24 protein-coding genes are annotated in these 21,088 nt (G+C 61.5%); 17 read left to right on the plus strand and 7 right to left on the minus strand.

What is annotated here, in order from left to right:
- The first annotated feature begins 101 nt into the window (after window positions 1-101).
- From fliF to visR, 3 genes are all read left to right on the plus strand, one after another.
- A complete protein-coding gene (gene fliF / locus AB4048_RS16840) occupies window positions 102-1,787 on the plus strand; it encodes a flagellar basal-body MS-ring/collar protein FliF (RefSeq protein WP_442203125.1) in 1,686 nt (561 codons plus the stop codon).
- Between the two features lie 394 nt (window positions 1,788-2,181).
- Window positions 2,182-2,904, plus strand: a complete 723-nt coding sequence (gene visN, locus AB4048_RS16845; RefSeq protein WP_442203126.1) for a transcriptional regulator VisN — start codon at window positions 2,182-2,184, stop codon at window positions 2,902-2,904.
- Between the two features lie 18 nt (window positions 2,905-2,922).
- Window positions 2,923-3,630, plus strand: a complete 708-nt coding sequence (visR, locus tag AB4048_RS16850) for a transcriptional regulator VisR (protein ID WP_442203127.1) — start codon at window positions 2,923-2,925, stop codon at window positions 3,628-3,630.
- A gap of 69 nt (window positions 3,631-3,699) precedes the next feature.
- Here the strand turns inward: visR and AB4048_RS16855 are convergent, their stop codons facing one another.
- The 6 genes from AB4048_RS16855 to motA all read right to left on the minus strand — a co-directional run bounded on the left by AB4048_RS16855 (window position 3,700) and on the right by motA (window position 8,902).
- On the minus strand, window positions 3,700-4,137 hold the full coding sequence (locus AB4048_RS16855) for a hypothetical protein (RefSeq protein ID WP_442203128.1): 438 nt from the start codon (window positions 4,135-4,137) through the stop codon (window positions 3,700-3,702).
- 5 nt (window positions 4,138-4,142) lie between these two features.
- Complete coding sequence (flhB, locus tag AB4048_RS16860) at window positions 4,143-5,222, minus strand: flagellar biosynthesis protein FlhB (RefSeq protein ID WP_442203129.1); 1,080 nt, start codon at window positions 5,220-5,222, stop codon at window positions 4,143-4,145.
- Between the two features lie 132 nt (window positions 5,223-5,354).
- A complete protein-coding gene (fliG, locus tag AB4048_RS16865; protein ID WP_442203130.1) occupies window positions 5,355-6,386 on the minus strand; it encodes a flagellar motor switch protein FliG in 1,032 nt (343 codons plus the stop codon).
- A 27-nt stretch (window positions 6,387-6,413) separates the two neighbouring features.
- The gene (gene fliN, locus AB4048_RS16870) at window positions 6,414-7,013 is read right to left on the minus strand and encodes a flagellar motor switch protein FliN (protein WP_442203131.1); all 600 of its coding nucleotides are present in this window, start codon (window positions 7,011-7,013) and stop codon (window positions 6,414-6,416) included.
- Window positions 7,014-7,079: 66 nt separating this feature from the next.
- Complete coding sequence (locus AB4048_RS16875; protein ID WP_442203132.1) at window positions 7,080-7,991, minus strand: FliM/FliN family flagellar motor switch protein; 912 nt, start codon at window positions 7,989-7,991, stop codon at window positions 7,080-7,082.
- A gap of 38 nt (window positions 7,992-8,029) precedes the next feature.
- Window positions 8,030-8,902 carry a flagellar motor stator protein MotA gene (gene motA / locus AB4048_RS16880; RefSeq protein ID WP_442203133.1) on the minus strand — a complete coding sequence of 291 codons (873 nt, stop codon included), beginning with the start codon at window positions 8,900-8,902 and terminating at the stop codon, window positions 8,030-8,032.
- Between the two features lie 241 nt (window positions 8,903-9,143).
- Between motA and flgF the strand changes: the two genes are divergently transcribed.
- From flgF to fliP, 13 genes are all read left to right on the plus strand, one after another.
- Entirely contained in the window at window positions 9,144-9,875 is a 732-nt protein-coding gene (gene flgF / locus AB4048_RS16885) for a flagellar basal-body rod protein FlgF (protein WP_442203134.1), read from the plus strand.
- Between the two features lie 12 nt (window positions 9,876-9,887).
- A complete protein-coding gene (fliI, locus tag AB4048_RS16890; protein ID WP_442203135.1) occupies window positions 9,888-11,276 on the plus strand; it encodes a flagellar protein export ATPase FliI in 1,389 nt (462 codons plus the stop codon).
- 1 nt (window position 11,277) lies between these two features.
- Window positions 11,278-11,829 (plus strand): flagellar protein, encoded by a 552-nt coding sequence (locus AB4048_RS16895; protein WP_442203136.1) that lies wholly within the window; start codon window positions 11,278-11,280, stop codon window positions 11,827-11,829.
- Window positions 11,830-11,948: 119 nt separating this feature from the next.
- Window positions 11,949-12,341: a flagellar basal body rod protein FlgB gene (gene flgB / locus AB4048_RS16900; RefSeq protein ID WP_442203137.1), complete on the plus strand. Its 393-nt coding sequence runs from the start codon at window positions 11,949-11,951 to the stop codon at window positions 12,339-12,341.
- Between the two features lie 4 nt (window positions 12,342-12,345).
- The gene (gene flgC, locus AB4048_RS16905; protein WP_442203138.1) at window positions 12,346-12,762 is read left to right on the plus strand and encodes a flagellar basal body rod protein FlgC; all 417 of its coding nucleotides are present in this window, start codon (window positions 12,346-12,348) and stop codon (window positions 12,760-12,762) included.
- Entirely contained in the window at window positions 12,762-13,118 is a 357-nt protein-coding gene (locus tag AB4048_RS16910; RefSeq protein WP_442203139.1) for a flagellar hook-basal body complex protein FliE, read from the plus strand. Before flgC ends, AB4048_RS16910 begins: the two co-directional genes overlap by 1 nt.
- A 20-nt stretch (window positions 13,119-13,138) precedes the next feature.
- Entirely contained in the window at window positions 13,139-13,927 is a 789-nt protein-coding gene (flgG, locus tag AB4048_RS16915; RefSeq protein ID WP_442203140.1) for a flagellar basal-body rod protein FlgG, read from the plus strand.
- Window positions 13,928-13,946: 19 nt separating this feature from the next.
- Window positions 13,947-14,420, plus strand: coding sequence for a flagellar basal body P-ring formation chaperone FlgA (gene flgA / locus AB4048_RS16920; RefSeq protein ID WP_442203141.1), 474 nt, complete (start codon window positions 13,947-13,949; stop codon window positions 14,418-14,420).
- 29 nt (window positions 14,421-14,449) lie between these two features.
- On the plus strand, window positions 14,450-15,535 hold the full coding sequence (locus AB4048_RS16925) for a flagellar basal body P-ring protein FlgI (protein ID WP_442203153.1): 1,086 nt from the start codon (window positions 14,450-14,452) through the stop codon (window positions 15,533-15,535).
- Window positions 15,536-15,546: 11 nt separating this feature from the next.
- On the plus strand, window positions 15,547-16,089 hold the full coding sequence (locus tag AB4048_RS16930) for a MotE family protein (RefSeq protein WP_442203142.1): 543 nt from the start codon (window positions 15,547-15,549) through the stop codon (window positions 16,087-16,089).
- Window positions 16,086-16,799, plus strand: coding sequence for a flagellar basal body L-ring protein FlgH (flgH, locus tag AB4048_RS16935; protein ID WP_442203143.1), 714 nt, complete (start codon window positions 16,086-16,088; stop codon window positions 16,797-16,799). Before AB4048_RS16930 ends, flgH begins: the two co-directional genes overlap by 4 nt.
- Window positions 16,800-16,835: 36 nt before the next feature.
- Window positions 16,836-17,360: a flagellar basal body-associated FliL family protein gene (locus AB4048_RS16940; protein WP_442203144.1), complete on the plus strand. Its 525-nt coding sequence runs from the start codon at window positions 16,836-16,838 to the stop codon at window positions 17,358-17,360.
- The gene (gene fliP, locus AB4048_RS16945) at window positions 17,357-18,097 is read left to right on the plus strand and encodes a flagellar type III secretion system pore protein FliP (RefSeq protein ID WP_442203145.1); all 741 of its coding nucleotides are present in this window, start codon (window positions 17,357-17,359) and stop codon (window positions 18,095-18,097) included. Before AB4048_RS16940 ends, fliP begins: the two co-directional genes overlap by 4 nt.
- A 72-nt stretch (window positions 18,098-18,169) precedes the next feature.
- On the opposite strand, the gene AB4048_RS16950 is transcribed toward fliP, so the two are convergent.
- A complete protein-coding gene (locus tag AB4048_RS16950; RefSeq protein WP_442203146.1) occupies window positions 18,170-20,113 on the minus strand; it encodes an O-linked N-acetylglucosamine transferase, SPINDLY family protein in 1,944 nt (647 codons plus the stop codon).
- A gap of 304 nt (window positions 20,114-20,417) precedes the next feature.
- Here AB4048_RS16950 and AB4048_RS16955 point away from each other — a divergent pair.
- The coding region (locus tag AB4048_RS16955) for a flagellin N-terminal helical domain-containing protein (RefSeq protein WP_442203147.1) at window positions 20,418-21,088 on the plus strand (671 nt) is incomplete at its 3' end.

Consider the following 21,088-nt stretch of genomic DNA (forward strand, 5'->3'; position numbering starts at 1 on the left):
GCCAGACTTACCGTTGACGAAACGCTCGCACAAGTTTCGGCTCCTATCTTCTCGCCTGGGCACAAAGCCATTTGGTCTTTGACGAATCGTGCGAGAACAGAATGAATCTGTTAAATCAACTAGTTCCGGTCTTTCAAAATCTTCAGAATCTGGGGCGCTCCCGGCTGATGATTCTGGCCGGCGTGGCAGTCATGTCGATTGCGGTCGTGCTGTTCGCGGCGCTTTACGTCAACAAGCCGGCACAGGAGACCCTGTATGTCGGGCTTGAGAGCGCGGATCTCAACCAGATCAGCATCGCGCTTGCCGAATCCAATATCAATTTCGAGGTCGGAGCCGACGGAGCAAGCATCACCGTTCCGGCGGGTATGACCGGCAAGGCGCGTCTGCTTCTGGCCGAGCGCGGTCTGCCCAACAGCGCCAATGCCGGCTACGAACTCTTCGACCATGTCGGCTCGCTCGGGCTGACCTCCTTCATGCAGGAAGTCACCAGGGTGCGCGCGCTGGAAGGTGAAATCGGCCGCACGATCACCTCCATCGCCGGGGTCCAGGCTGCCCGCGTTCACATCGTCATGCCCGACACCGGCAACTTCCGCAAAGCCGACCAGAAGCCGACGGCCTCGGTCATGATCCGTGCGAACTCGACGGCCGGCCGCAAGGCCGCACAGTCCATTCGCCACCTCGTCGCCTCGGCCGTGCCCGGCCTTGCCGTCGACGACGTCACCATTCTCGATTCCAGCGGACAGCTTCTCGCCTCCGGCGACGATCCGAGCAACAGCCAGCTCAACCGCAATCTCAGCATCGTCCAGAACGTTCAGGACGAGATCGAATCCAACATCGACAAGGCGCTCGCGCCGTTCCTCGGGATGGACAATTTCCGCTCGAGCGTGACCGCGGAACTCAATACCGACAGCCAGCAGATCCAGGAAACCACCTACGATCCCGACAGCAAGGTCGAGCGGTCGGTGCGCACGACCAAGGAAGACCAGAAATCCCAGCAGGCCCAGTCGGATACGGCGGCTACCGTCGAGCAGAACGTTCCCCAGGCGGCCCCGCAATCGGGCGGCGCGACGCCTCAGTCGAGCGATCAGTCCAACAAGAAGGAAGAGCTGACCAACTACGAGATCAACAGCAAGACGACGGCGACCGTTCGTAACAGCTACAAGGTCGAAAAGCTTTCGGTCGCTGTTGTCGTCAACAAGGGACGCCTTGCCAAGATGGTCGGCGATCCGCCGGACCAGGCCAAGGTGGATGCCTATCTCGCCGAAATGCAGAAGATCATCTCGTCGGCTGCCGGCATAAACGCGAAGCGTGGCGACGTGATCACCGTCAACGCCATGGACTTCGTCGAGGAGCAGCTGCTCGCGGATGCCACCGCTGGTCCTGGCGTCATGGACATGCTGAGCCGCAACCTTGCCGGCATCATCAACTCCGCTGCCTTCATCCTCGTCGCCTTCCTCATCGTCTGGATGGGCTTCCGTCCGCTGATCCGGTCTGTCAACGGCACGGGCTCGGCTGCAACCGCCGGCGGACTGCCGCAGACCGCGGGCCTTGATCTGCCCGACTTCGCGCCATCCGGCGACGGTGCCGGCGGCGCGCTTATGGACGGTTTCGGCGCCGACTTCGGCTTCGACAGCACCGACGACCTCCTCTCGATGGGCGACGACGACGGTGGCTTCAACCGCCGGGTCAAGGAAGGTCCGGAACGGCGCCTGGCGCGGATGGTGGAAATCAACGAGGAACGCGCCGCGAAAATCCTCAGGAAATGGGCGGTCGACAAGGCAGCCTGACGAAGGGCCCGGGATCTCGATCCCGGCCTCTTAGTTTCTAGGGGGCTTGACAGGCCTTGGGTGGCAAAACAATAAGGCTTCCATCTCCATGTTTTCTTAGTCGTTGCTGCTCCGGAAGAATCAACCTACATTAGCAAGCGTGCCGGTTTTGATTACCTAAGATATGTAATTTATAATAAAATAATTTTCTACCGCCTGAAGAATTGATAACTAACGACCGTGGCGAACTGGTATCGCTATGGATGAACTTTAGTAACGCATTTATAGACGACTGAAATCTTATAGACGACTGAAATCCTATAGACGACTGAAATCCAAGATATGGCCATTACGGGTCAGGATGCGGTCATGACGCTGCGCCGGGCGGCGCCGAAGGTTGAGTGAGGCATTGCGAATGCTACAGATAAGTTCGGTTGGGATTGAAGCGGCGATCGGCGCGACACCGGCGGTCTCGCGCGACCAGCTCCTCCACCAGCTTGCCTCCCTCACCACTCCACCGGATCTCTATTCGAGCCTGCGCGCGCTGACCCAATATGTCGGTGCCAGCCACTATCTCCTGGCGCGCTGCGACGTTTTGCAGGACAACGGGCTGGATTTCGTCCTTACCTCGGATTGGCCGTTCTATATCGTCAAGCGCTTGACTGTCGAATCGGCCGCCACCTATGCCCGCACCAGCGAGTTGGAAAAGTGCCTGCAGCTCTTCCAGCCGGGATTTGCGTTGCTGCCTGACGACCTCATCCTGCCCGACGGGACCAGCCGGCAATATTGCGCCATGACCTTCAACATCGGCCGCACGCGGCTGACGTTGATGCTGCTTTTCCGTGAAGGGTTCATCCTGTCGGCGGACAGGCTCAGGGACGTCGGTCTACTTGCCGGCTATTGTGTGAGCTTCCGCCAATACTCCGAGGGTCGCAGCGAACGCGACTTCGAACTGACCGATCGCGAGCTGGAGTGCCTATTCTGGATTGCCGAAGGCAAGACCAGCGACGAGATCGGTGTGATCCTCGGTATTTCGCGCAATACGATCAACAATTACATCACTAGCGTCATGCGTAAGACAGCAACGAAGACGCGATCCGAGGCCATTGCATTCGCGGTTAGAAATAATCTCGTCTGAGGCCGGCAAGGGAGGGAAATGTCAAGCGCTTCGAAGATGCCCCGTATTCAGCGGTTTTCCAGCCGCTCCGACCTGTTCCCTCGGCTTGTCGCCATGCAGAAGCTGGTCGATGCGCAGAACTTCGCGGTGTATCGCGTCGGCGCGGTCGGGGCGGGCAAGCAGCGGATTCTCCTGGAGCTCGACAATTTGGGAGCGCCGAGGGCTGCCGACGCCTTTGTCGATGCCTATGGCGACGCGCTGATCGAGCACCTCGACAAGTCCTTGCTACCGTTGCTCTGGAACGGGATTGACGAAAGCAGCACTGCCGAAACAGCTGACATGGTGTCCTTCACCGTCCGCCTCCGGCCAAAGGTGCTGCCCTATTCGGGGGTAGCATTTCCGGTACGGCTCGGCGCGGTCGGCAATGGCTACGTCGTCTTCACCGCCAACTATCTCGACCTGTCGAGCGGCCTGATCGTCGAGCTGCACGGCAGAAGCTGCCAGATCATGATGGATCTTCTGGCGCTCGACGAGAAGCGCTCGCCGGCGGCCGAAGCGCTGAGCGATCGCGAGATCGCCTGCCTGCAGCTGGCCGGCGACGGCCGCATCAGCGAGGAGATCGCCGAGCGGCTGAAGCTCTCGGTGCATACCGTCAACGCCTATCTCGGCTCCGCGACGATCAAGCTCGACAGCGTCAACCGCATCCAGGCGATCGCCAAGGCGATCAGGTTAGGCTTCATTATCTGACCGCCGCGCGACCCGCCGCGCAAAAGGCTGCTCCGGCGGTCTCGATCAAATCTTTGGGTATGAAGCGCGTCAGGCAGCCTGCGACGGCCGCTCGACGATATAGAGCGCCTCGCGCAGGCCGCGGGCGAGCGCCGCGGTATTCTCGTGTGGATCGGCGGAAGGCTTCTGGAAGCTGATGTGGCTGATCTCGATGCCGGCATGGTGTTCAGTCAAGAGAAGCTTTGCATAGACGGTGACGCCCTGCGGCTTGATTTCAAGGTCGAGGGTCACCTCGGCCGGTCCGCCCCATTCAAGCTTGTAGTCGCCGCCCAGTCCGAAATTGACCGTGCCCGGCAGAAAATAGAGTTCGGCCGCCGAGAGAACGAGGTCGGAAATACTGCCGTAACATTCGAAGCGCAGAAGCGAGATGAGGTCGGCTGCGTCGAGCAGGCGCAGTTCGCTTGCGACCGGACTGATGGCTTCGGCCAGGATTTGTTCGCGTTCGGCAGAGTAGGGGCATTTTTTCATTCGATTTATCTTACCCGTTTCCGATTGGCCGGCGTGGCGTAGACCCGATGAATCAGTTCCGCGACGGCCTTATAGAAGACTGATGGTATGACACTATCGACCGAGACTTGCGCAAACATGGAGCGCGCAAGCGGCGGATTCTCAAAAACCGGGATCCCGTTTTCTTCCGCTATCTCCCTGATTTTCAACGCAATCAGGTCCTGCCCCTTGGCAACGACGACGGGTGCGTCGTTTTCCTCGCGCACGTAGCGCAACGCCACCGCGAAGTGGGTCGGGTTGGCGATGACGAGGGTTGCACGCGGCACCGCCTTCATCATGCGCCGGCGGGCACGGTCGCGCGCGATCGAGCGCTGGCGGGATTTGACGATCGGGTCGCCCTGCGCCTGCTTGTACTCGTCCTTCACCTCCTGCTTGGTCATTCTCAGATTGGTGAACCAGTGATGCCGCGTCCAGAAGACATCGACGACGGCAACCGTCGCGGTTGCGAAGAGAACGATGATCGTCAGCTTCTTCATGGCGCCGGCGATCCTGGCAAACAGCGCCTGCGGATCGGAATACATCGCATCGAGCGCGCCGAAATATTCGCTGCGCATCACGAAGAAGACGACGATGCCGACGAGCACGACCTTGAAAAGCGACTTGCCGAATTCGACGAGACCGGGAACGCTGAAGACCCGGTTCCAGCCCTTCGATGGCGATATGCGTGACAGCTGCGGGCGAATGCGCTCGAGAACCATGGATGGGAGATGCTGGCCGACCGACGCGCTGATGCCGAAGACGATGAACATGACGATGGCGGGCAGCAGAAGGTAGGTGATTTCCCAACCGATCCGCGATAGCAGCGCAAGCGCGTCTGGCCCGGTTTCGAGGCTCCACTGGTCGGGTTTTTCGAAGAGATCGCGCAAGACCTCCGCCATCCTTCCCATCCGGTCAGGAAGGAAGAAGATGAGATAGACGTAGATCGCCAGCATCGTGGCGAAGAGACTGACCTCCCTGGAGATGGCGACGTTGCCCTTTTCAGCGGCATCGCTCATCTTCTTGGCTGTCGGGTTCTCTGTTTTACTGTCCTTGTCTTCGTCGGCCAAGCATGCCGCCCTTCATCAAAAACGCAAATGGCCGCGCAGGATGCACGGCCAGCCTGAAAACGTTAGCCCCGCCCCTGGCGCCGATCAACAGCGGGCAGGGGCGGGGCTGAGCTTGTCAACAGCGGCATGCAATCAGGCCGCTTCGCTTTCCGTTTCCTTGAGCTGGACCTGCCCGGAATTCGAAAGCCGGATCGCCTCCTGCGCGATTGCGCGACGTGCGATCGCGATTTCGCGCGGATTGACGCCGGCCGTGCCGGTCGCAAGATCCGATTCGATCATGCGGCGCTGGCGCGGGCTGATCGAGGCAAGAACCGTTTCGCGCATCTCCGCGGACGATCCGCGCAACGCCATCGTCAGCACGTCGGCGGAGATGTCGTTGAGCAGCATGACGCGGCCGCGCTGCGGCATGAGCATGAGGTCCTCGAAGAGGAAGATCTTCGGACGAACCTTGGCAACCGCTTCGGTGCTGAGCGTCTCGAGCGAGCTGAGGAGCGTGTCGACCTGGGGCTTGTCCAGTTCGTTCATCAGTTCGGCGACCTTCGTCGAGCCGGTGGCGTTCCGCTCGGCATCGATTTCCTCGATGAGCGCCACGACCCGGTTTTCGATGATCTGGGCGGCCTTCGGGCTGACTTCCTTGAGGTTGACCGTGCGGTTCATGATGTCCGCACGCCGCATCTCGGGAAGCTCCAGCAGCACCTTCGCACCGAACGAGGACGGCATCATCGACAGGATGTAGGCGATCGTCTGGGGATGCTCGCGCAGCAGGAACTTGGCGATGAAGACAGGATCGCCTTCGCCCAACCGGTCCCAGATGGACATTTCGTAGGCGGCGAAGGTGGCGCGGCGGCCGAGCAGGCTGTCGACCTCGTCGGGTGTCAGCCCTTCTTCCAGAATGGCCTCGATCACCCGGGCGTTGTCCATGAGACCCGCGCCTTCGGTGAAGATGTCCTCGAATTCGGCAACCAGATGGGCAAGTTCGTCGGGAGGAATGGGGCGAAGCGCCTGCGCCGAGGCGATGATCAGTTGCAGTTCACTCTGCGTGAAGTATTTCAGGAGACGGCCTGCGACCTGCTTTCCCATGGAAAGCAGGACGGCGGCGGCCTTCTCAGCCTGAGACAACGGTTTCTCGGCAAGAGCGCCGCTGAAATCGTCAAAGTCCATCATGGTCTTCCTCTTCGCCCTTCATCGGGGTCAGGCTTTTGTCGGCTTCAGCACTTCGATGAGCTTTACGCCGAAACGGGTGTCGTCATTATCGAGCACCGTGATCTCGCCGCGGGCGATCCTGCGGCCGTTCACGGTCAATTCAACGGGTTCACCGATCTTCTTGTCGAGCGCGATGATGGCGCCCTCCGTCAGACCCATCAGCCCGGAAACCTGCATGCGGCTGCTGCCGAGCACGATCTGGATGTCGATCGGAATATCCTTGATCAGATCGAGATTGGAGGTCAGCGCGCTGCCGGGGGCGGCCGCTGCGCCGAACGCGGTGTCGCTGCCGCCTGAGAAATCGCTGCCGCCGAAATCGCCGCCGCCGAAGTCGGACGACGCGCTGGCGCCGCCGAAATCACTGAAGGTCGAAAGCCCGGTGCCATCAGCGGCACCGACGCCGCCGAAGTCGCCATTGCCGAGATCAGAGCCAAAATCCGGCATACCGGCGCCGAAGTCCGAAAGATCGACGCCGGCGTCCTGCTTCAACACGCCGCGAAGGCCGTCGATGGCCTGATCCAGCTCGGCTTCGTTGCCGACGAGATCAAGGGAGTCTTCGATGCGCTTTGGGGTCTTTTTCGTAGCCATGAAATCACTATTCCAGTTGAAACTTGCCTCAAACTGCCTACGCGCCAGGAGGCGCGGCAGATCCGATCAGTTCATCAAGTGCTTGAGAAGATCGCCGTCCGAATTGATGTTGTCCTTGACGCGCACCGTGTAGTTCTCTCCGGAGCGGCCAAACTCGCAGATGTAGAGATCCTTGCTGTTGGCGCTCACCTCGACGCTGACGTCGCCGTTATCCATGAAGGGAATGACGTCGCCGACGGCGAGCCTGGAGATCGTTCCGAGCGTCTGCGGCTGCAGGCGGATCCGCGCCTCCAGCGTGACTTGAGAGCGGCGGACCTGTTCGCCGATCTGCTCGGCCCAGGCGTCGGAAGCGGCCGACACATTCGCCGGCGTCGGAGGCACGATCGTGGTCTTCAGGAAGACTTTCTGCGGCACGATCACCTTGATCTGCGAGGTGGTCTTGCCAAGCGTTACCGACATCGCGACGGCGACGGCGAATTCCTCCGGGTAGTCGAAGGCGGCCTTCGGCTTGTCTTCGATGTTGTGCGGTGCATCGAGCTTTGGCTGGAAGCCGCTCATCGGAGCGACACCGGACTTCAAAACGGTTGCCAGCTTGTCGAAAACGGTGACGGCCATGTCGAGCTCGATCACCGAAAGTTCCCGCAGCAAGGCCTCTTCGATCGTATCGGGGTGCGCGCCGAGAAGATGTTCCATCAACGTGATGACGAAGCCCGAGCCGCAGGCAAGGGTGAAATTCGCAGACCAATCGCGCAACGAACCATTGGCGACCGCGAAATGCTCGATGAGATCGCCGACCAGATCGCCAGAAAGACCGGATTCGTAGCCCGCATAGGTAACCGTCACGTCAAGGCCGGTCTCGGTCTTGATGACGTCGGGCAGGTAGGCCGCGTAAACCTGGGCGAGTGCCGCCGAACGCTTGGCGAGTGTCGCCTGGTCGCCGAGGCCACCGGTGAGTTTGGCCAATAGCACTCTGTCCATGCCCGATTTCTGTGAAGCAGGAGTATCTTTCATGGTCCTCAGGCCGCCTTGTTCTCACCACCGGGGTTCATCATTTCCTGCTCGACGGCATCGATGGAGGGCCGTTCGGTCGCAGAAATCGTCTTGCGGCCGTATTCCAGCGCCACCTGCGGCACCGAGCCGTTCATGTAGGCAAGCAGGGTCTGCTTCACGATGACGTAGAGGCGGTGCTGCTTGCTGCGCACGATCTTGATCTGTGAGCAGAGCGGGGCGCAGACGGAGTAGGAAAGCAGGATGCCGAGGAAGGTGCCGACGAGTGCCGAGCCGATCAGGTGTCCGAGCACTTCGGGAGAATCGTTGATGTGGGCCATGGCCTTGATGACGCCGAGAACCGCCGCGACGATACCGATCGCGGGGAAGGAATCGCCCATGACCGTAATGGCGTGATAGGGCTTCATCTTGTCGGTGAGGATGGTGCCGATTTCCTCGTCCATCAGCGCCTCGATCTCGTGGGAGCGGGCATTGCCGATGATGATGAGGCGGACGTAGTCGCAGATGAAGGTGGTGATTTCGCGGTTCTTCAGGACCGTCGGCGCGAGCTGAAAGATCGAGGATTCGTCCGGGTTGTCGATGTGGGCTTCGATCTCGTTGCGCGATTTCGTGCGCAGATCGCGCATCAGGGCATAGAGAACGCCGAGCACGTCCAGGTAGTGGCGTTCCTTCGGCACGGAGTGCTTGAAGGCCTCGCCGAGCGCCTTGCCGGAATCCTTCACGATCTTCATGGGATTGGCCATGATGAAGCCACCGAGACCGGCGCCGGCAATGATCACAAATTCAAAGGGTTGAAAGAGTGCATCGATATGGCCGCCCATGGCCATGAAGCTGCCTATGATGCAGCCGACGGTCACCACTAGTCCGATAATAATATTCATCGTCAGTCCACATCTGAGCGTTGTTTTTCCATTGATGACGTAAGGCCTCTATCTTGCGTGAGGCTGATGGGTGCTTCCTGCGGCCTACCTCCATCCTGAGCTTCCCCGTCCGTGTCAGCTTCGCACAAGGAAACGTCTTCATATTGCAAGCGAAGGGCATCCATGCCCGGCTAACGACATGACCGGCGCGAAACCAAATCCGCGTCTTTCGTTATTCTCCAATGTCCGGAGGGCGTTGAAAATGCAGGGTGGTATAAACGTCTCGCTGTCGTCGCAGATTGCGCTCGAGCGGCGGCTGACGACGATCGCCGACAATATGGCGAACCTGAACACGGTCGGATTCCGTGGCACGGAAGTGAAGTTCGACGAGGTGCTCAGCAGCACCGAGAACAAGCTCAACGCCAAGGTCGCCTTCGTCACGCAGGGCAACGACTATCTCTCCAGCGACAATGGCGGACTGCAGAACACCGGCAATCCGCTCGACTTCGCCGTCAAGGGCGACGCCTGGTTTGCCATGAACACGCCGGCCGGAATGGTTCTTACACGCGACGGCCGGTTCGCCATGAGCGAGACGGGTCAGCTCATTTCCACGCGAGGTTATCCAGTCCTCGACGCCGGCGGGGCGCCGATCCAGCTCAATCCGAACGGCGGAGATCCGGTCGTCGGCGCCGACGGCACCATCTTCCAGCAGGACAAGCAGGTGGGCGCGATCGGTCTCTACAGCGCCGACGTCGGCAAGGGTTACCTGCGTTACGACAACAGCGGCATCATCACGACGCAAACCCCGCAGGCGGTCGTCAACCACAGCGGCACCGGCGTCGTTCAGGGCCATGTCGAGCAATCCAACGTCAACGGGCTTCGCGAAATGACGCAGCTCATCGAGGTGAGCCGCGCCTTCGAGAGCATTGCGGCGCTGACCAGCACCAGCGAGGAGTCGCTGACCGACGCCATCAAGACGCTCGGGAGCAGTTAAGAGGTGCCGGCGATGGAAGAGGACCTGTTGGCCACGGGCGCGCTGTCTCCGAGGCTCGGCCACCTGGCCGACCTGGTGCAGCGTTACGCCGAGCCGGAAAATGCCGTTGCCCATGGCGGCCATGTCTCGACCATCGCGGCCGGCCATTATACCGTGCGCGGCCTGTCCAGGCATGTACGCCTCGGCGAATTCGTCGCCCACCGCTCGGCGACCGGCGTCCATCTCGGAGAGGTCGTCCGGGTCGAGCCCGAGCTTGCCTTCGTATGCCCGATCGAGCCGGGCGAGCCGATCGGCATCCACGACATCGTCATTCGCAAGGGCGCCTTCCGGCTCGCGCCGAACGAGGGTTGGTGCGGACGCGCCGTCAATTCGCTCGGCGAGCCGATCGACGGGCTGGGTCCTTTGCCGAGCGGCGACGTCAGCCGTCCGATCTCCAACATCGCGCCGCCGTCCATGACGCGTCAGCGGATCCAAAAGGGGTTCAGGACCGGCGTTCGCGTCATCGATATCTTCTCGCCGCTCTGCCTTGGGCAGCGCCTCGGCATCTTCGCGGGCTCCGGCGTCGGCAAGTCGACGCTTCTGTCGATGGTGGCGCGTGCGGAGGCCTTCGACAAGGTGGTGATCGCGCTGGTCGGCGAACGCGGCCGCGAGGTCCGCGAATTCATCGAGGATACGCTCGGGCCGCACATGCAGAAATCGGTTGCCGTCGTCGCCACCAGCGACGAAAGCCCGATGCTGCGCAAGATGGCGCCGCTTTCGGCCGTGACGATCGCCGAGCATTTCCGGGACAAGGGCGAAAATGTGCTCTTGATCGTCGACAGCATCACGCGCTTTGCCCATGCCATTCGCGAAGTGGCGACCGCCTCCGGCGAGCCGCCGATCGCGCGCGGCTATCCGGCCTCGGTCTTTACCGAGATGCCGCGTCTCCTGGAACGCGCCGGCCCCGGGCCGGAGGGTACCGGCACGATCACCGCGATCGTCTCGATCCTCGTCGACGGCGACAACCACAACGACCCCATCGCCGACTCGACCCGCGGCATTCTCGACGGGCATATCGTTTTGAAGCGCAGCCTCGCCGAGGAAGGGCGCTATCCGCCGATCGATCCGCTGGCCTCGATCTCGCGTCTTGCGCGCAAGGCGTGGACACCCGATCAGGAGAAACTGGTGTCGCGCCTGAAGACGCTCGTGCACCGTTTCGAAGAGACCCGCGACCTGCGCCTGATCGGCGGCTACCGCCCCGGCAGCGATCCGGATCTCGATATGGCGGTCAAGCAGGTGCCCATCATCTACGAGACCTTGAAGCAGACCCCGGGCGACCGGCCCTCCTTCGATGCCTTCACCGATCTGGCGACGGCGCTGAAGAACGGCGGGCCTAGCCAGCCCGCGGCGAGGAGAGCCTGACGTGAACGACATCGACGCAGACGAGCCGGTAGCGCCACCGAAGCGGACGGCGCGGCGCAAGGGCCTCTCCACGGATCGGACGCTCACAGGCATCGGGCTTCTGCTCGCGGGTGCTGCCGCCTTCTTCCCCTGGTACGTCTTCTTCAATCAGGAGAAGTTCGGCATCCATGTCGCAAGCGGCGAGCGCAGCCGCGACCTGCCGGACTGGCCGGCGCGCAACGTCTTCAGCGTTTCGCCGCTTGCCATGGTCAACAAGAACGATCCACAGCCGAAGGCCGTCGTTCCCGATCCGATTACCACCGCGACGGCCACCGATATCGGTCACGAGGATATCGAGGGACAACCGGCGGAAGATCAGCCATTCCCGGGTAAATCGCCGTTCAAGCTGCTGCACGTCGCCAATGGCCGGGCGTTGATCGAGGACGTCTCGGGCATGTACGTCGTGCGGGTGGGCTCGATCCTTCCCGACGACAGCAAGCTTGCATCCATCGAGCAGCGCGACGGCAAATGGGTGATCGTCACCTCGGGCGGCGCGGTTTACCAGCGACCCTGACGGTCGCGATGGACGGCAAAGCGAGCATATGCCGAGCGGGCGGCGAAAAGACCGATTTACCCGTAAGTCCCACGCAAGATTACGACCCTAGGGTCGATTTGTAAGATTGGAGATAGACCATGCAACCCATTCAGCTCTTCGCACTGGCATCTCGGCAGGCCGAGTGGCTGCAGGTGCGCCAGCAGGTTGTCACGGGCAATATCGCCAACGCCAACACGCCGAAATTCCACGCCAAGGACGTCACGCCCTTCCAGGCCGTGCTCGACAATTCAGATGTCGGGATGGCGCGGACCGACCCGGCGCATTTTTCCGGCAGCGACTTCAGCGACAACACCGACGTTCGCGTCGAGGAAGCCGCGCTGAACCAGGAAATCGGCGTTCAGGAATCGGGAAATACGGTGGCTTTGGAGCAGGAACTGTCCAAGGCCGGCGAGATCCAGCGCGAGTACGGGATGAACACCGCGCTGGTCAGTTCCTTTCATCGCATGATGTTGATGGTAGTTAAGAGGTAATGACATGGATCCCTTATCGGCCGCTTTGAAAATCGCGGGTTCAGGCCTCGAAGCGCAATCCACGCGTTTGCGCATTGTTTCCGAAAATATCGCCAACGCCCGCTCGACCGGCGACACCCCCGGCGCCGATCCTTATCGGCGCAAGACGCTCACCTTCGGCGCGCAGATGGATCGCGCCTCGGGCGCTGAACTGGTCGGCGTCAAGAAGTTGGGCGAGGATCAGGGCAAGTTCACCCAGGAATACGATCCCAACAACCCTGCCGCCGACGCTAAGGGTTACGTCAAGATGCCGAACGTCAACATGCTGGTCGAGATGGCCGACATGCGCGAGGCCAACCGCTCCTATGACGCCAACCTGCAGACGATCAAGCAGGCCCGCGATCTCATCTCCTCCACCATTGATCTTCTGAAGTCCTCCTGATGATTGACGCTATCAAGAACATATCCTCGCTTTCGATGACCCGGGGGCTTTCCGGCGTCGATTCGACGAGCTCCACCACCCCGGTCCTGGCGCCGGGCTTGACCACCTCGCAGGGCGCTGCCGGCGCCCTCATGGGCGACGAGAGCTTTGCATCCGTCATGAGCAGCATGGCGAGCGAAGCCGTCGGCAACCTGAAGCAGGCTGAAAAGGCATCCTTCGACGGTATCAAGGGCAAGGCCAACACCCGTGAAGTGGTCGACGCGGTCATGCAGGCCGACCAGTCGCTGCAAACGGTGATGGCGGTGCGCGACAAGCTCGTGTCCGCCTTCCTCGACATTACAAAAATGCAGATTTAACGAAATTTGAGGACGAAAACGTGAGAGCGCTCAACATCGCAGCGACAGGCATGAATGCCCAGCAGACCAACCTCGAAGTGATCGCGAACAACATCGCGAACATCAACACGACCGCTTTCAAGCGCGGCCGCGCCGAGTTCACGGATCTGCTCTACCAGACGGAGCGCGCCAAGGGCGTCGCCAACCGCCCGAACCAGGCAATCGTGCCGGAAGGCGCCAACATCGGTCTCGGCGTCCAGACCTCGGCGATCCGCACGATGCAGATGCAGGGCGAACTGTCGCAGACGGAAAACTCCCTCGACGTCGCCATCGTCGGCCGCGGCTGGTTGCAGGTCACCATGCCCGACGGCACCACCGCCTATACCCGCGCCGGTGCCCTGAACAAGAGCGAGACGGGCGAGATCGTGACGGTGGATGGCTACAGCGTCCAGCCCGGCATCACCATCCCGAGCAACGCCGGCGAAGTGACGATCAGCCAATCGGGCGAAGTATCCGCCATCATCGGAACCGCATCCACGCCAACGGTGCTCGGTCAGCTGCAGCTCGCCACCTTCGTGAACGATGCCGGCCTGCAGCCGCTTGGCAGCAACCTTTTCACGCAGACGCCCGCCTCCGGCGAACCCGTGGTCGGCAATCCCGAGGATACCAGCTTCGGTTACCTCAAGCAGAGCTACCTGGAATCCTCGAACGTCGATCCGGTGAAGGAAATCACCGAGTTGATATCGGCGCAGCGCGCCTACGAGATGAATTCGAAGGTCATCACCACAGCCGACGAAATGGCGTCGGTCGTCAGCAAGAACCTCAAATAGCTAGAAACAGGGGTCGAACATGACGTTTCGCCGCGCAAAAGATCTTGCAACCGCAGTGCTCGCAGCCGCCGGCGTGCTTGCCGCTCTGCAGGCGCAGGCCGAGGTGCTGGGCAAGGCAGTGGTGCCGACCGAGGTGATCTATCCCGGCGACCCCATTGGCTCGCGCCAGCTCGAAGAGGTCGATGTCACCAACCCGAACCTTGCCGGCGACTATGCCAAGTCGATAGGCGAGGTCAGCGGCCTGGTGTCCAAGCGGACGCTGCTTCCCGGCCGCACGGTCCCGCTTTCCGCCCTCAGGCAGCCTTTTGCCGTGACGCGCGGCTCCAATGCCCGCCTGATAATGAGCATCGGCGCGATGACCATCACCGCTGCCGGCACGCCGCTCGACGATGGCGCGATCGGCGAAATCGTCCGGGCGAGAAACCTGGATTCCGGCATCATCGTCAGCGGCACCGTTCTTGAAAATGGCACGATACGCGTGGTTTCCAAATGAATAGGGTAGGCCGTCTCATCGCGATCCTGATGGCGTTGCCGGGGCTGATTGCCGCGGATCCGGCGCTCGCGATGAATTCGCGCATCAAGGATATCGCTTCGCTCCAGGCCGGACGCGACAACCAATTGATCGGCTACGGCCTGATCGTCGGCTTGCAGGGTAGCGGTGACGGGCTCAGATCCTCGCCGTTCACCGAGCAGTCCATGCGCGCGATGCTGCAGAATCTCGGCATTTCCACGCAAGGCGGCCAATCGGGGGCGAAAAATACCGCAGCCGTCATGGTCACCGCCAACCTGCCGCCTTTCGCAAGCCCGGGCAGCCGCATCGACGTGACCGTCAGCTCGCTCGGCGATGCCACCTCGCTCAGAGGCGGCACGCTGATCATGACCTCGCTGACCGGTGCCGATGGGCAGATCTACGCGGTTGCCCAGGGCTCCGTCATCGTTTCCGGCTTTCAGGCGCAGGGTGCGGCGGCAAGCGTCACCGAAGGTGTGACGACGGCGGGCCGCGTGCCTGGCGGCGCCATCATCGAACGCGAGCTGCCGGCGCGCTTCAAGGATGCGGTCAACCTTGTCCTGCAACTGCGCAATCCCGATTTTTCCACCTCGATCCGCATCGCCGATACCGTCAACGCCTTTGCGCGGTCGCGTTTCGGCGCGCAGATCGCCGAGGCGAAGGATTCCCAGGAAGTCACGATCGTCAAGCCGCAGAACGCCGACCTCACGCGACTGATGGCCGACCTCGAAAACCTTCTGGTCCAGACCGATACGCCCGCGAAGGTGGTCATCAACGAGCGCACCGGCACGATCGTCATCGGCGCGGATGTTCGGGTATCGCCTGTCGCCGTCAGCTACGGCACGCTCACCGTCCAGGTCAGCGAGAACCCGCAGATCATCCAGCCCGAACCCTTCTCCAGAGGCGAGACGGCGGTGCAGGACCAGACCGACATCATGGCGCAGAAGACCGGCGGCCGGGTCGCGGTCCTCGAAGGCCCGGATCTGAGAACCCTGGTCGCCGGCCTCAACAACATCGGCGTGAAGCCGGACGGCATCATCGCCATCCTGCAGGGCATCAAATCAGCCGGCGCGCTGCAGGCGGAACTCGTGCTGCAATGAGGGGTATCGCCATGACATCGAAGGCTTTCGCGCTCTGCCGCAAACTGGCCATGCCGGCGTCGATCGCCATGCTTCTTGCGATCCCCGGCGCATTTGCCGAGGACGCGGGAACGCGCGCTGCCGATCCGACCGCCTCCCAGGACGAAATCCGCCAGTTCTGCACCAATATCGCCGATCCCGCACGCGACCAGCGCTATCTCCTGCAGAAGCAGGAGCTCGAAAGGCTGCAGGCCGACGTCAACGCGCGCATCGCCGAAATGGACAAGCGAAAGGCGGAATACGAGGACTGGCTGAAGCGCCGCGACGACTTCCTGAAGAAGGTCGATGACAATCTCGTCGACGTCTACAAGAACATGAAGCCCGATGCCGCCGCCACGAACCTCGGCTCGGACAAGGTCAGGGTCAACATCGTGGCCGCCATTCTCATGAAGCTGCCGGCGCGACAGGCGAGCCTCATTCTCTCGGAAATGGATGCCGAACGGGCCGGGATGGTGACGAATATCATGTCCAGCGCCTCCAATCCGAATACGTCGAAGACGAAGGATCCCACATGAACATGCGTCTTCCGGCCACGCTTGCGGCCGTCGTCCTTCTTGCGGGCTGCCAGTCGCAGGCGATCAGGGAGATCGGCCGGGCGCCGGCCATGAGCCCCATCGGCAGCGGACTGCAATACGCCCAGACGCCGGAAATGTCGCTCTATCCGAAGCGCCCGCGCCAGGTGGCGCAGGGCTATTCGCTCTGGAGCGATTCCCAGGCCGCCCTCTTCAAGGACGCCCGTGCGCTCAACGTCGGCGACATCCTGACGGTCAATATTCAGATCAAGGACAAGGCCAACCTCGACAACGAGACCAACCGCAGCCGGACAAATTCCAGCGGCATCAACTGGGACGGCAGCGCCTCGATCAGCGGCTGGAATCCGAGCTCGACAGCCGACCTGAAATACGGCTCCGACACCAGCACCGACGGCAAGGGCAAGCTGCAGCGTTCGGAGGAAATCAAGCTCCTCGTCGCGGCTGTCGTCACCGGCATTCTTGAGAACGGCAACCTCGTCATCAGCGGTTCCCAGGAGGTGCGCGTAAACCAGGAAATCCGCATTCTGAACGTCGCCGGTATCGTCCGGCCGCAGGATGTCGATGCCGAGAACACCATTTCCTACGAGAAGATCGCCGAAGCCCGCATCTCCTACGGCGGCCGCGGTCGCCTGACGGAAGTGCAGCAGCCGCCGCGTGGCCAGCAGGCGGTCGACCTGCTGTCGCCGCTCTGACGGCGACTTCAAAGCGAGCGACAGGCGGACGAAACCATGGCAGACGCACAGGCTGAAGACGGAACCTCGAAGAAGAAATCGCAGCTGATCCTGACGATCGCGGGTGTGGCGGTGCTGACGCTGCTCGGCGCCGGCGGCGGCTTCGTCGTCGGCAAGCTGGTCTCGCCGAAGATCGTCTCGGTCGGGGCGGATCAGAAGGCGCAACAGGAAGCCGAGGCCAAGAAGGCGGAGGCAGCCAAGAAGGGCGAGCCCGGGCTGCCGCACATTGCCACCGAAGCGAACGGCATCGTGCAACTGGAGCCGATTGTCACCAACCTTGCCTACCCCTCGGAGAACTGGCTGCGGCTCGAGGTCGCGGTGATGTTCGACGGACCGCCGGACGCCAAGCTGGCCGAGGATGTCCACCAGGATATCCTGGCCTATGTCCGCACCGTCTCGCTTCAGCAGATCGAGGGACCGCGCGGCTTTCAATATCTTCGGGATGACATTCAGGAGCGAGTTGACCTTCGGTCGGCGGGACGCGTATCGAAGGTGATGTTTAGAACCTTCGTGATTGAATGATTCGCTTCCTGATCTGTCTTGTCGCGCTGGTGGCGCTTCCTGAACTTGCGTCGGCGCAGCAGCTGCCGACGGACCTGTTGAATCAGCCGATGAGCGGCTCGGCCGCCTCGTGGATCATCCGGACCTTCGGGCTCCTTACGGTACTTTCGGTCGCCCCGGGTATCCTGATGATGGTGACGAGCTTTCCACGCTTCATCATCGCATTCTCGATCCTGCGCTCGGGCATGGGACTGGCGACGGCGCCGGCCAATATGGTGCTGCTCAGCCTGGCGCTGTTCATGACCTTCTATGTCATGGCGCCAACTTTCCAGAAGGCTTGGGACGACGGCGTGCAGCCGTTGATGTCCGACAAGATCACTGAAACGCAGGCCGTACCCCTCATTGCCGAGCCGTTCCGCACCTTCATGGCGGCGAACGCCCGCAAGAAGGACGTCCAGCTTTTCATGGATATCGCCCAGGAGCGCGGGCAGAAGGTCGTCTCCGACGACGACAAGATCGACTATCGCGTCCTCGTCCCCGCCTTCATGATTTCGGAGATCCGCCGCGGCTTCGAAATCGGCTTTCTGGTGGTGTTGCCGTTTCTCGTGATCGACCTCATCGTGTCCACCATCGTGATGGCAATGGGCATGATGATGCTGCCGCCGACGTCGATCTCGCTTCCCTTCAAGATCCTCTTCTTCGTGCTGATCGACGGCTGGAATCTGCTGGTCGGCAGCCTCGTGCGCTCGTTTCACTGATTTTTCGACCCGACCCTCCGACCTTTCGATCGGAGCGGCTCTGTCGCCGGCCGTCGGCCGCACCCGGCCCGCCTATTCGGCGGCGATGACCTGGGCGGCGAATTCGTCGGCATGGAACGGCAATGTGCGAGCGGGAAGTGCTGCTACATCCATGTGATCCGGTTCCTTGCCGAGCTTCGCCCGAGCGACCATCATCTCGTAGGCGGTTTCCAGGTGGCTGCAGAAGCGTTCCGCATCGAAGAGCGGTTTGATGTAGCGGTTTTCGTCGAGCCTTGCCTTGAAGGTGGCAACGCGGCGGGGATCTGCAGCAAGCGCCACGGCCATGTCTTCATAGGCCTGGACGTCCGGCGCGACCAGCTCGGGAATGCCGATGGCATTCAGCAGGCTTTCGCTGACGCGGGAGGCGAAGTTGGTGCCCTTGACGGTCAGCACCGGCAGGCCGCCCCAGAGCTGCTCGGACGTGGTGGTGTGGCCGTTGACCGGGAAGGTGTCGAGGCCGATATCGGCAAGCTGCTGACGGTCCATGTGGACATCGTAGTGAACGCGGCGGGTGAAGACGACCCGCTTGCGGCTGATGCCGCGCTGCTCCATCCGCGTCCACAGATTGGCTTCGGCGAACTGGCCGTTGCAGAGTAGCCAGAGAACGCTGTTCTTGGTGCGGCGCAGGATGTTGCACCATACGTCGAGCATTTCGGAGGTGATCTTGCGGTTGCCGTTGAAGGAAGCGAAGACGAAAGCGTCGTCCGGCAGCCCATGCTCGGCGCGGGTGACCGGGCGCGGCTTTGGCCGATGGAGCGGATCGTTCGGCTGGTAGCATTCCGGAAGGCGGCAGTATTTTTCGTGGAAATGCTGCTTCGATGTGTCGGGCAGCACGAAGTGGTCGCCGATGATGTAGTCGAGATCGATATTGATGGTGGTGCCCGGAAAGCCCAGCCATGCGACCTGGAGCGGGGCGGCCATGTAGTTGAGGATGCGCGCGCGGGTGTCCTTGGTGTGGCCCTTGAGGTCGACGAGAATGTCGATCTCGCGCGCACGGATCGCGCTTGCCGCCGCCTGGTCGGACATGCTGCGGATGTCGACGATCTCTCCCCAGCTGGATAAATCGAAATCGGCCTCGCGCTGCGCATCGAGCGCGGAATGGTCGAAGAGCACGATTTCGAAGCGCTCCTTGTCGTGCAGTTCGAGAATGCGCTGGAGCAGCTTCATCGTCGCGTGCCCCGGCCAGAAGTCCGAGGAAAGATAGCCGATGCGGATCTTTTTTGCCCATTTGTGCGGCATCCGGCGGCGGGTTGCCGCGTGGCCAGGGGGCAGAGCGACCGTGTCGTGCACGGCGAGCTTGTTCAGCGCCTCGTCGCCGCACCAATGCAGATGGAAGAAGGGGTTATCAAGCCGGACATGGGACATGTCGCCGGCGGCTATGCTCTTGAAGACCGGCGCGGCACACTTGTCGACTTGAGCGAGGTTCGAAAACTCGCGGCAGAAAATGAGGAAGAGCGTGCGGAAGGTAATGTTTTCCGGATGCTTCTTGAAGAGGGTCTCGACGATATGGAGGTTGCCCGGGTCGTAGAGATCGTCGGTGAGCAGCTTCGAGGCCATCAGCAGGTGCTTCAAATGGCCGCCACCGGTCAGCACCTTCTTCAGGCCGCCCAGCAGTTCCTTCTGTTGCCGCCTCAGAAAGATCGCGGCAAGCACGAAGGCGACCTCGGGGTCCTTCAGTGCCAGCGAGAAGATCTGGTTGGCGATCGAGATGACCTCGCCCTCGTTGCCGGTCTCGAAATGAAGCAGCATCGCTTCGCGCAGAAAATCCTCGCGCAGAGGCTCCTGACGCCCGGCGAGCGTATAGGCCGTCGCAGCGTCCGCCCGGAAGTTCAGCTTCAGCAGCGCTTTGGCGAGAAGCGCATAGACCTTCGGCGATTTATCGATATCGATCAGTTGGTTGATCACTTCGAGAGACTGCGTGTAGCGGCCCTTCTGGTAGTGCTTCGAGGCTGTCGAGAATGCAGCTTTGGTATCCAAGGGCCTTAACTCCGAGATTCGGCGGCGAGACGCTGTCGCCAAATGAAACGCCCCCCAGCATGCTCGACGGACCTTGCCCGAAACCGATGCCGGAACCGTAGAGGTGGCATTAATCATGTTCCCGACGAGTCCCGCCCGACCCCTCGAATTTAAGATCTTGGAAACGTTTGGATGGGAATTCTCTCCTCGACATGACGGGTTGGTTCTCGACGAAATCGGAACCGAAGTGCATGAAGCCCCGCCGTCATTACCGGTATTCCAAGTCCGGTATGTCCTCATTTTGTATCCAGTTTAGGGGACACCTATGACCAGCATCAATACCAACAACAACGCAATGGCAGCGCTGCAGACGCTGCGCGGCATCAACTCGAACCTCAACAAGACGCAGAACGCCGTATCGTCCGGCTTCCGCATCGACAAGGCTTCGGACAACGCTGCTTACTGGTCGATCGCAACCACCATGCGTTCCGACGACAGCGCCATGTCGGCCGTTTCCGACGCCCTCGGCATGGGCGCCGCCAAGGTCGATACGGCCTACACCGCGATGGACAACGCCATCGACGTCGTTTCGTCGCTCAAGGCAAAGCTTGTTGCCGCCACCGAAGACGGCGTCGACAAGTCCAAGGTTCAGGAAGAAGTCAAGCAGCTGCAGGACCAGCTCCTGAGCGTTGCTCAGTCGGCGTCGTTCAACGGCCAGAATTGGGTCGCGGCAGCTTCCGGTGGTTCGGCTTCGGTCGTGTCCTCCTTCGTTCGCGATGCCAGCGGCGGCGTCAAGGTCAACTCGACCGCCTACGCCTTCGACGCCAGCTCGAGCGGCAACGTGCTGTTCGGCATGAGCGGCACGACGGTCACGACGACCTCGGGCATCCTCGGCACGGCCTATTCGACGGCTTCGAGCTACTCGGTCTACAGCCTGGATATTTCGTCCATGACCTCCGGTCAGATCGCCGGCGCGCTGAGCATGGTGGAATCGGC

Origin of the sequence: Rhizobium sp. RAF56 (assembly GCF_052113965.1) — a bacterium.
Lineage (GTDB): Bacteria > Pseudomonadota > Alphaproteobacteria > Rhizobiales > Rhizobiaceae > Rhizobium.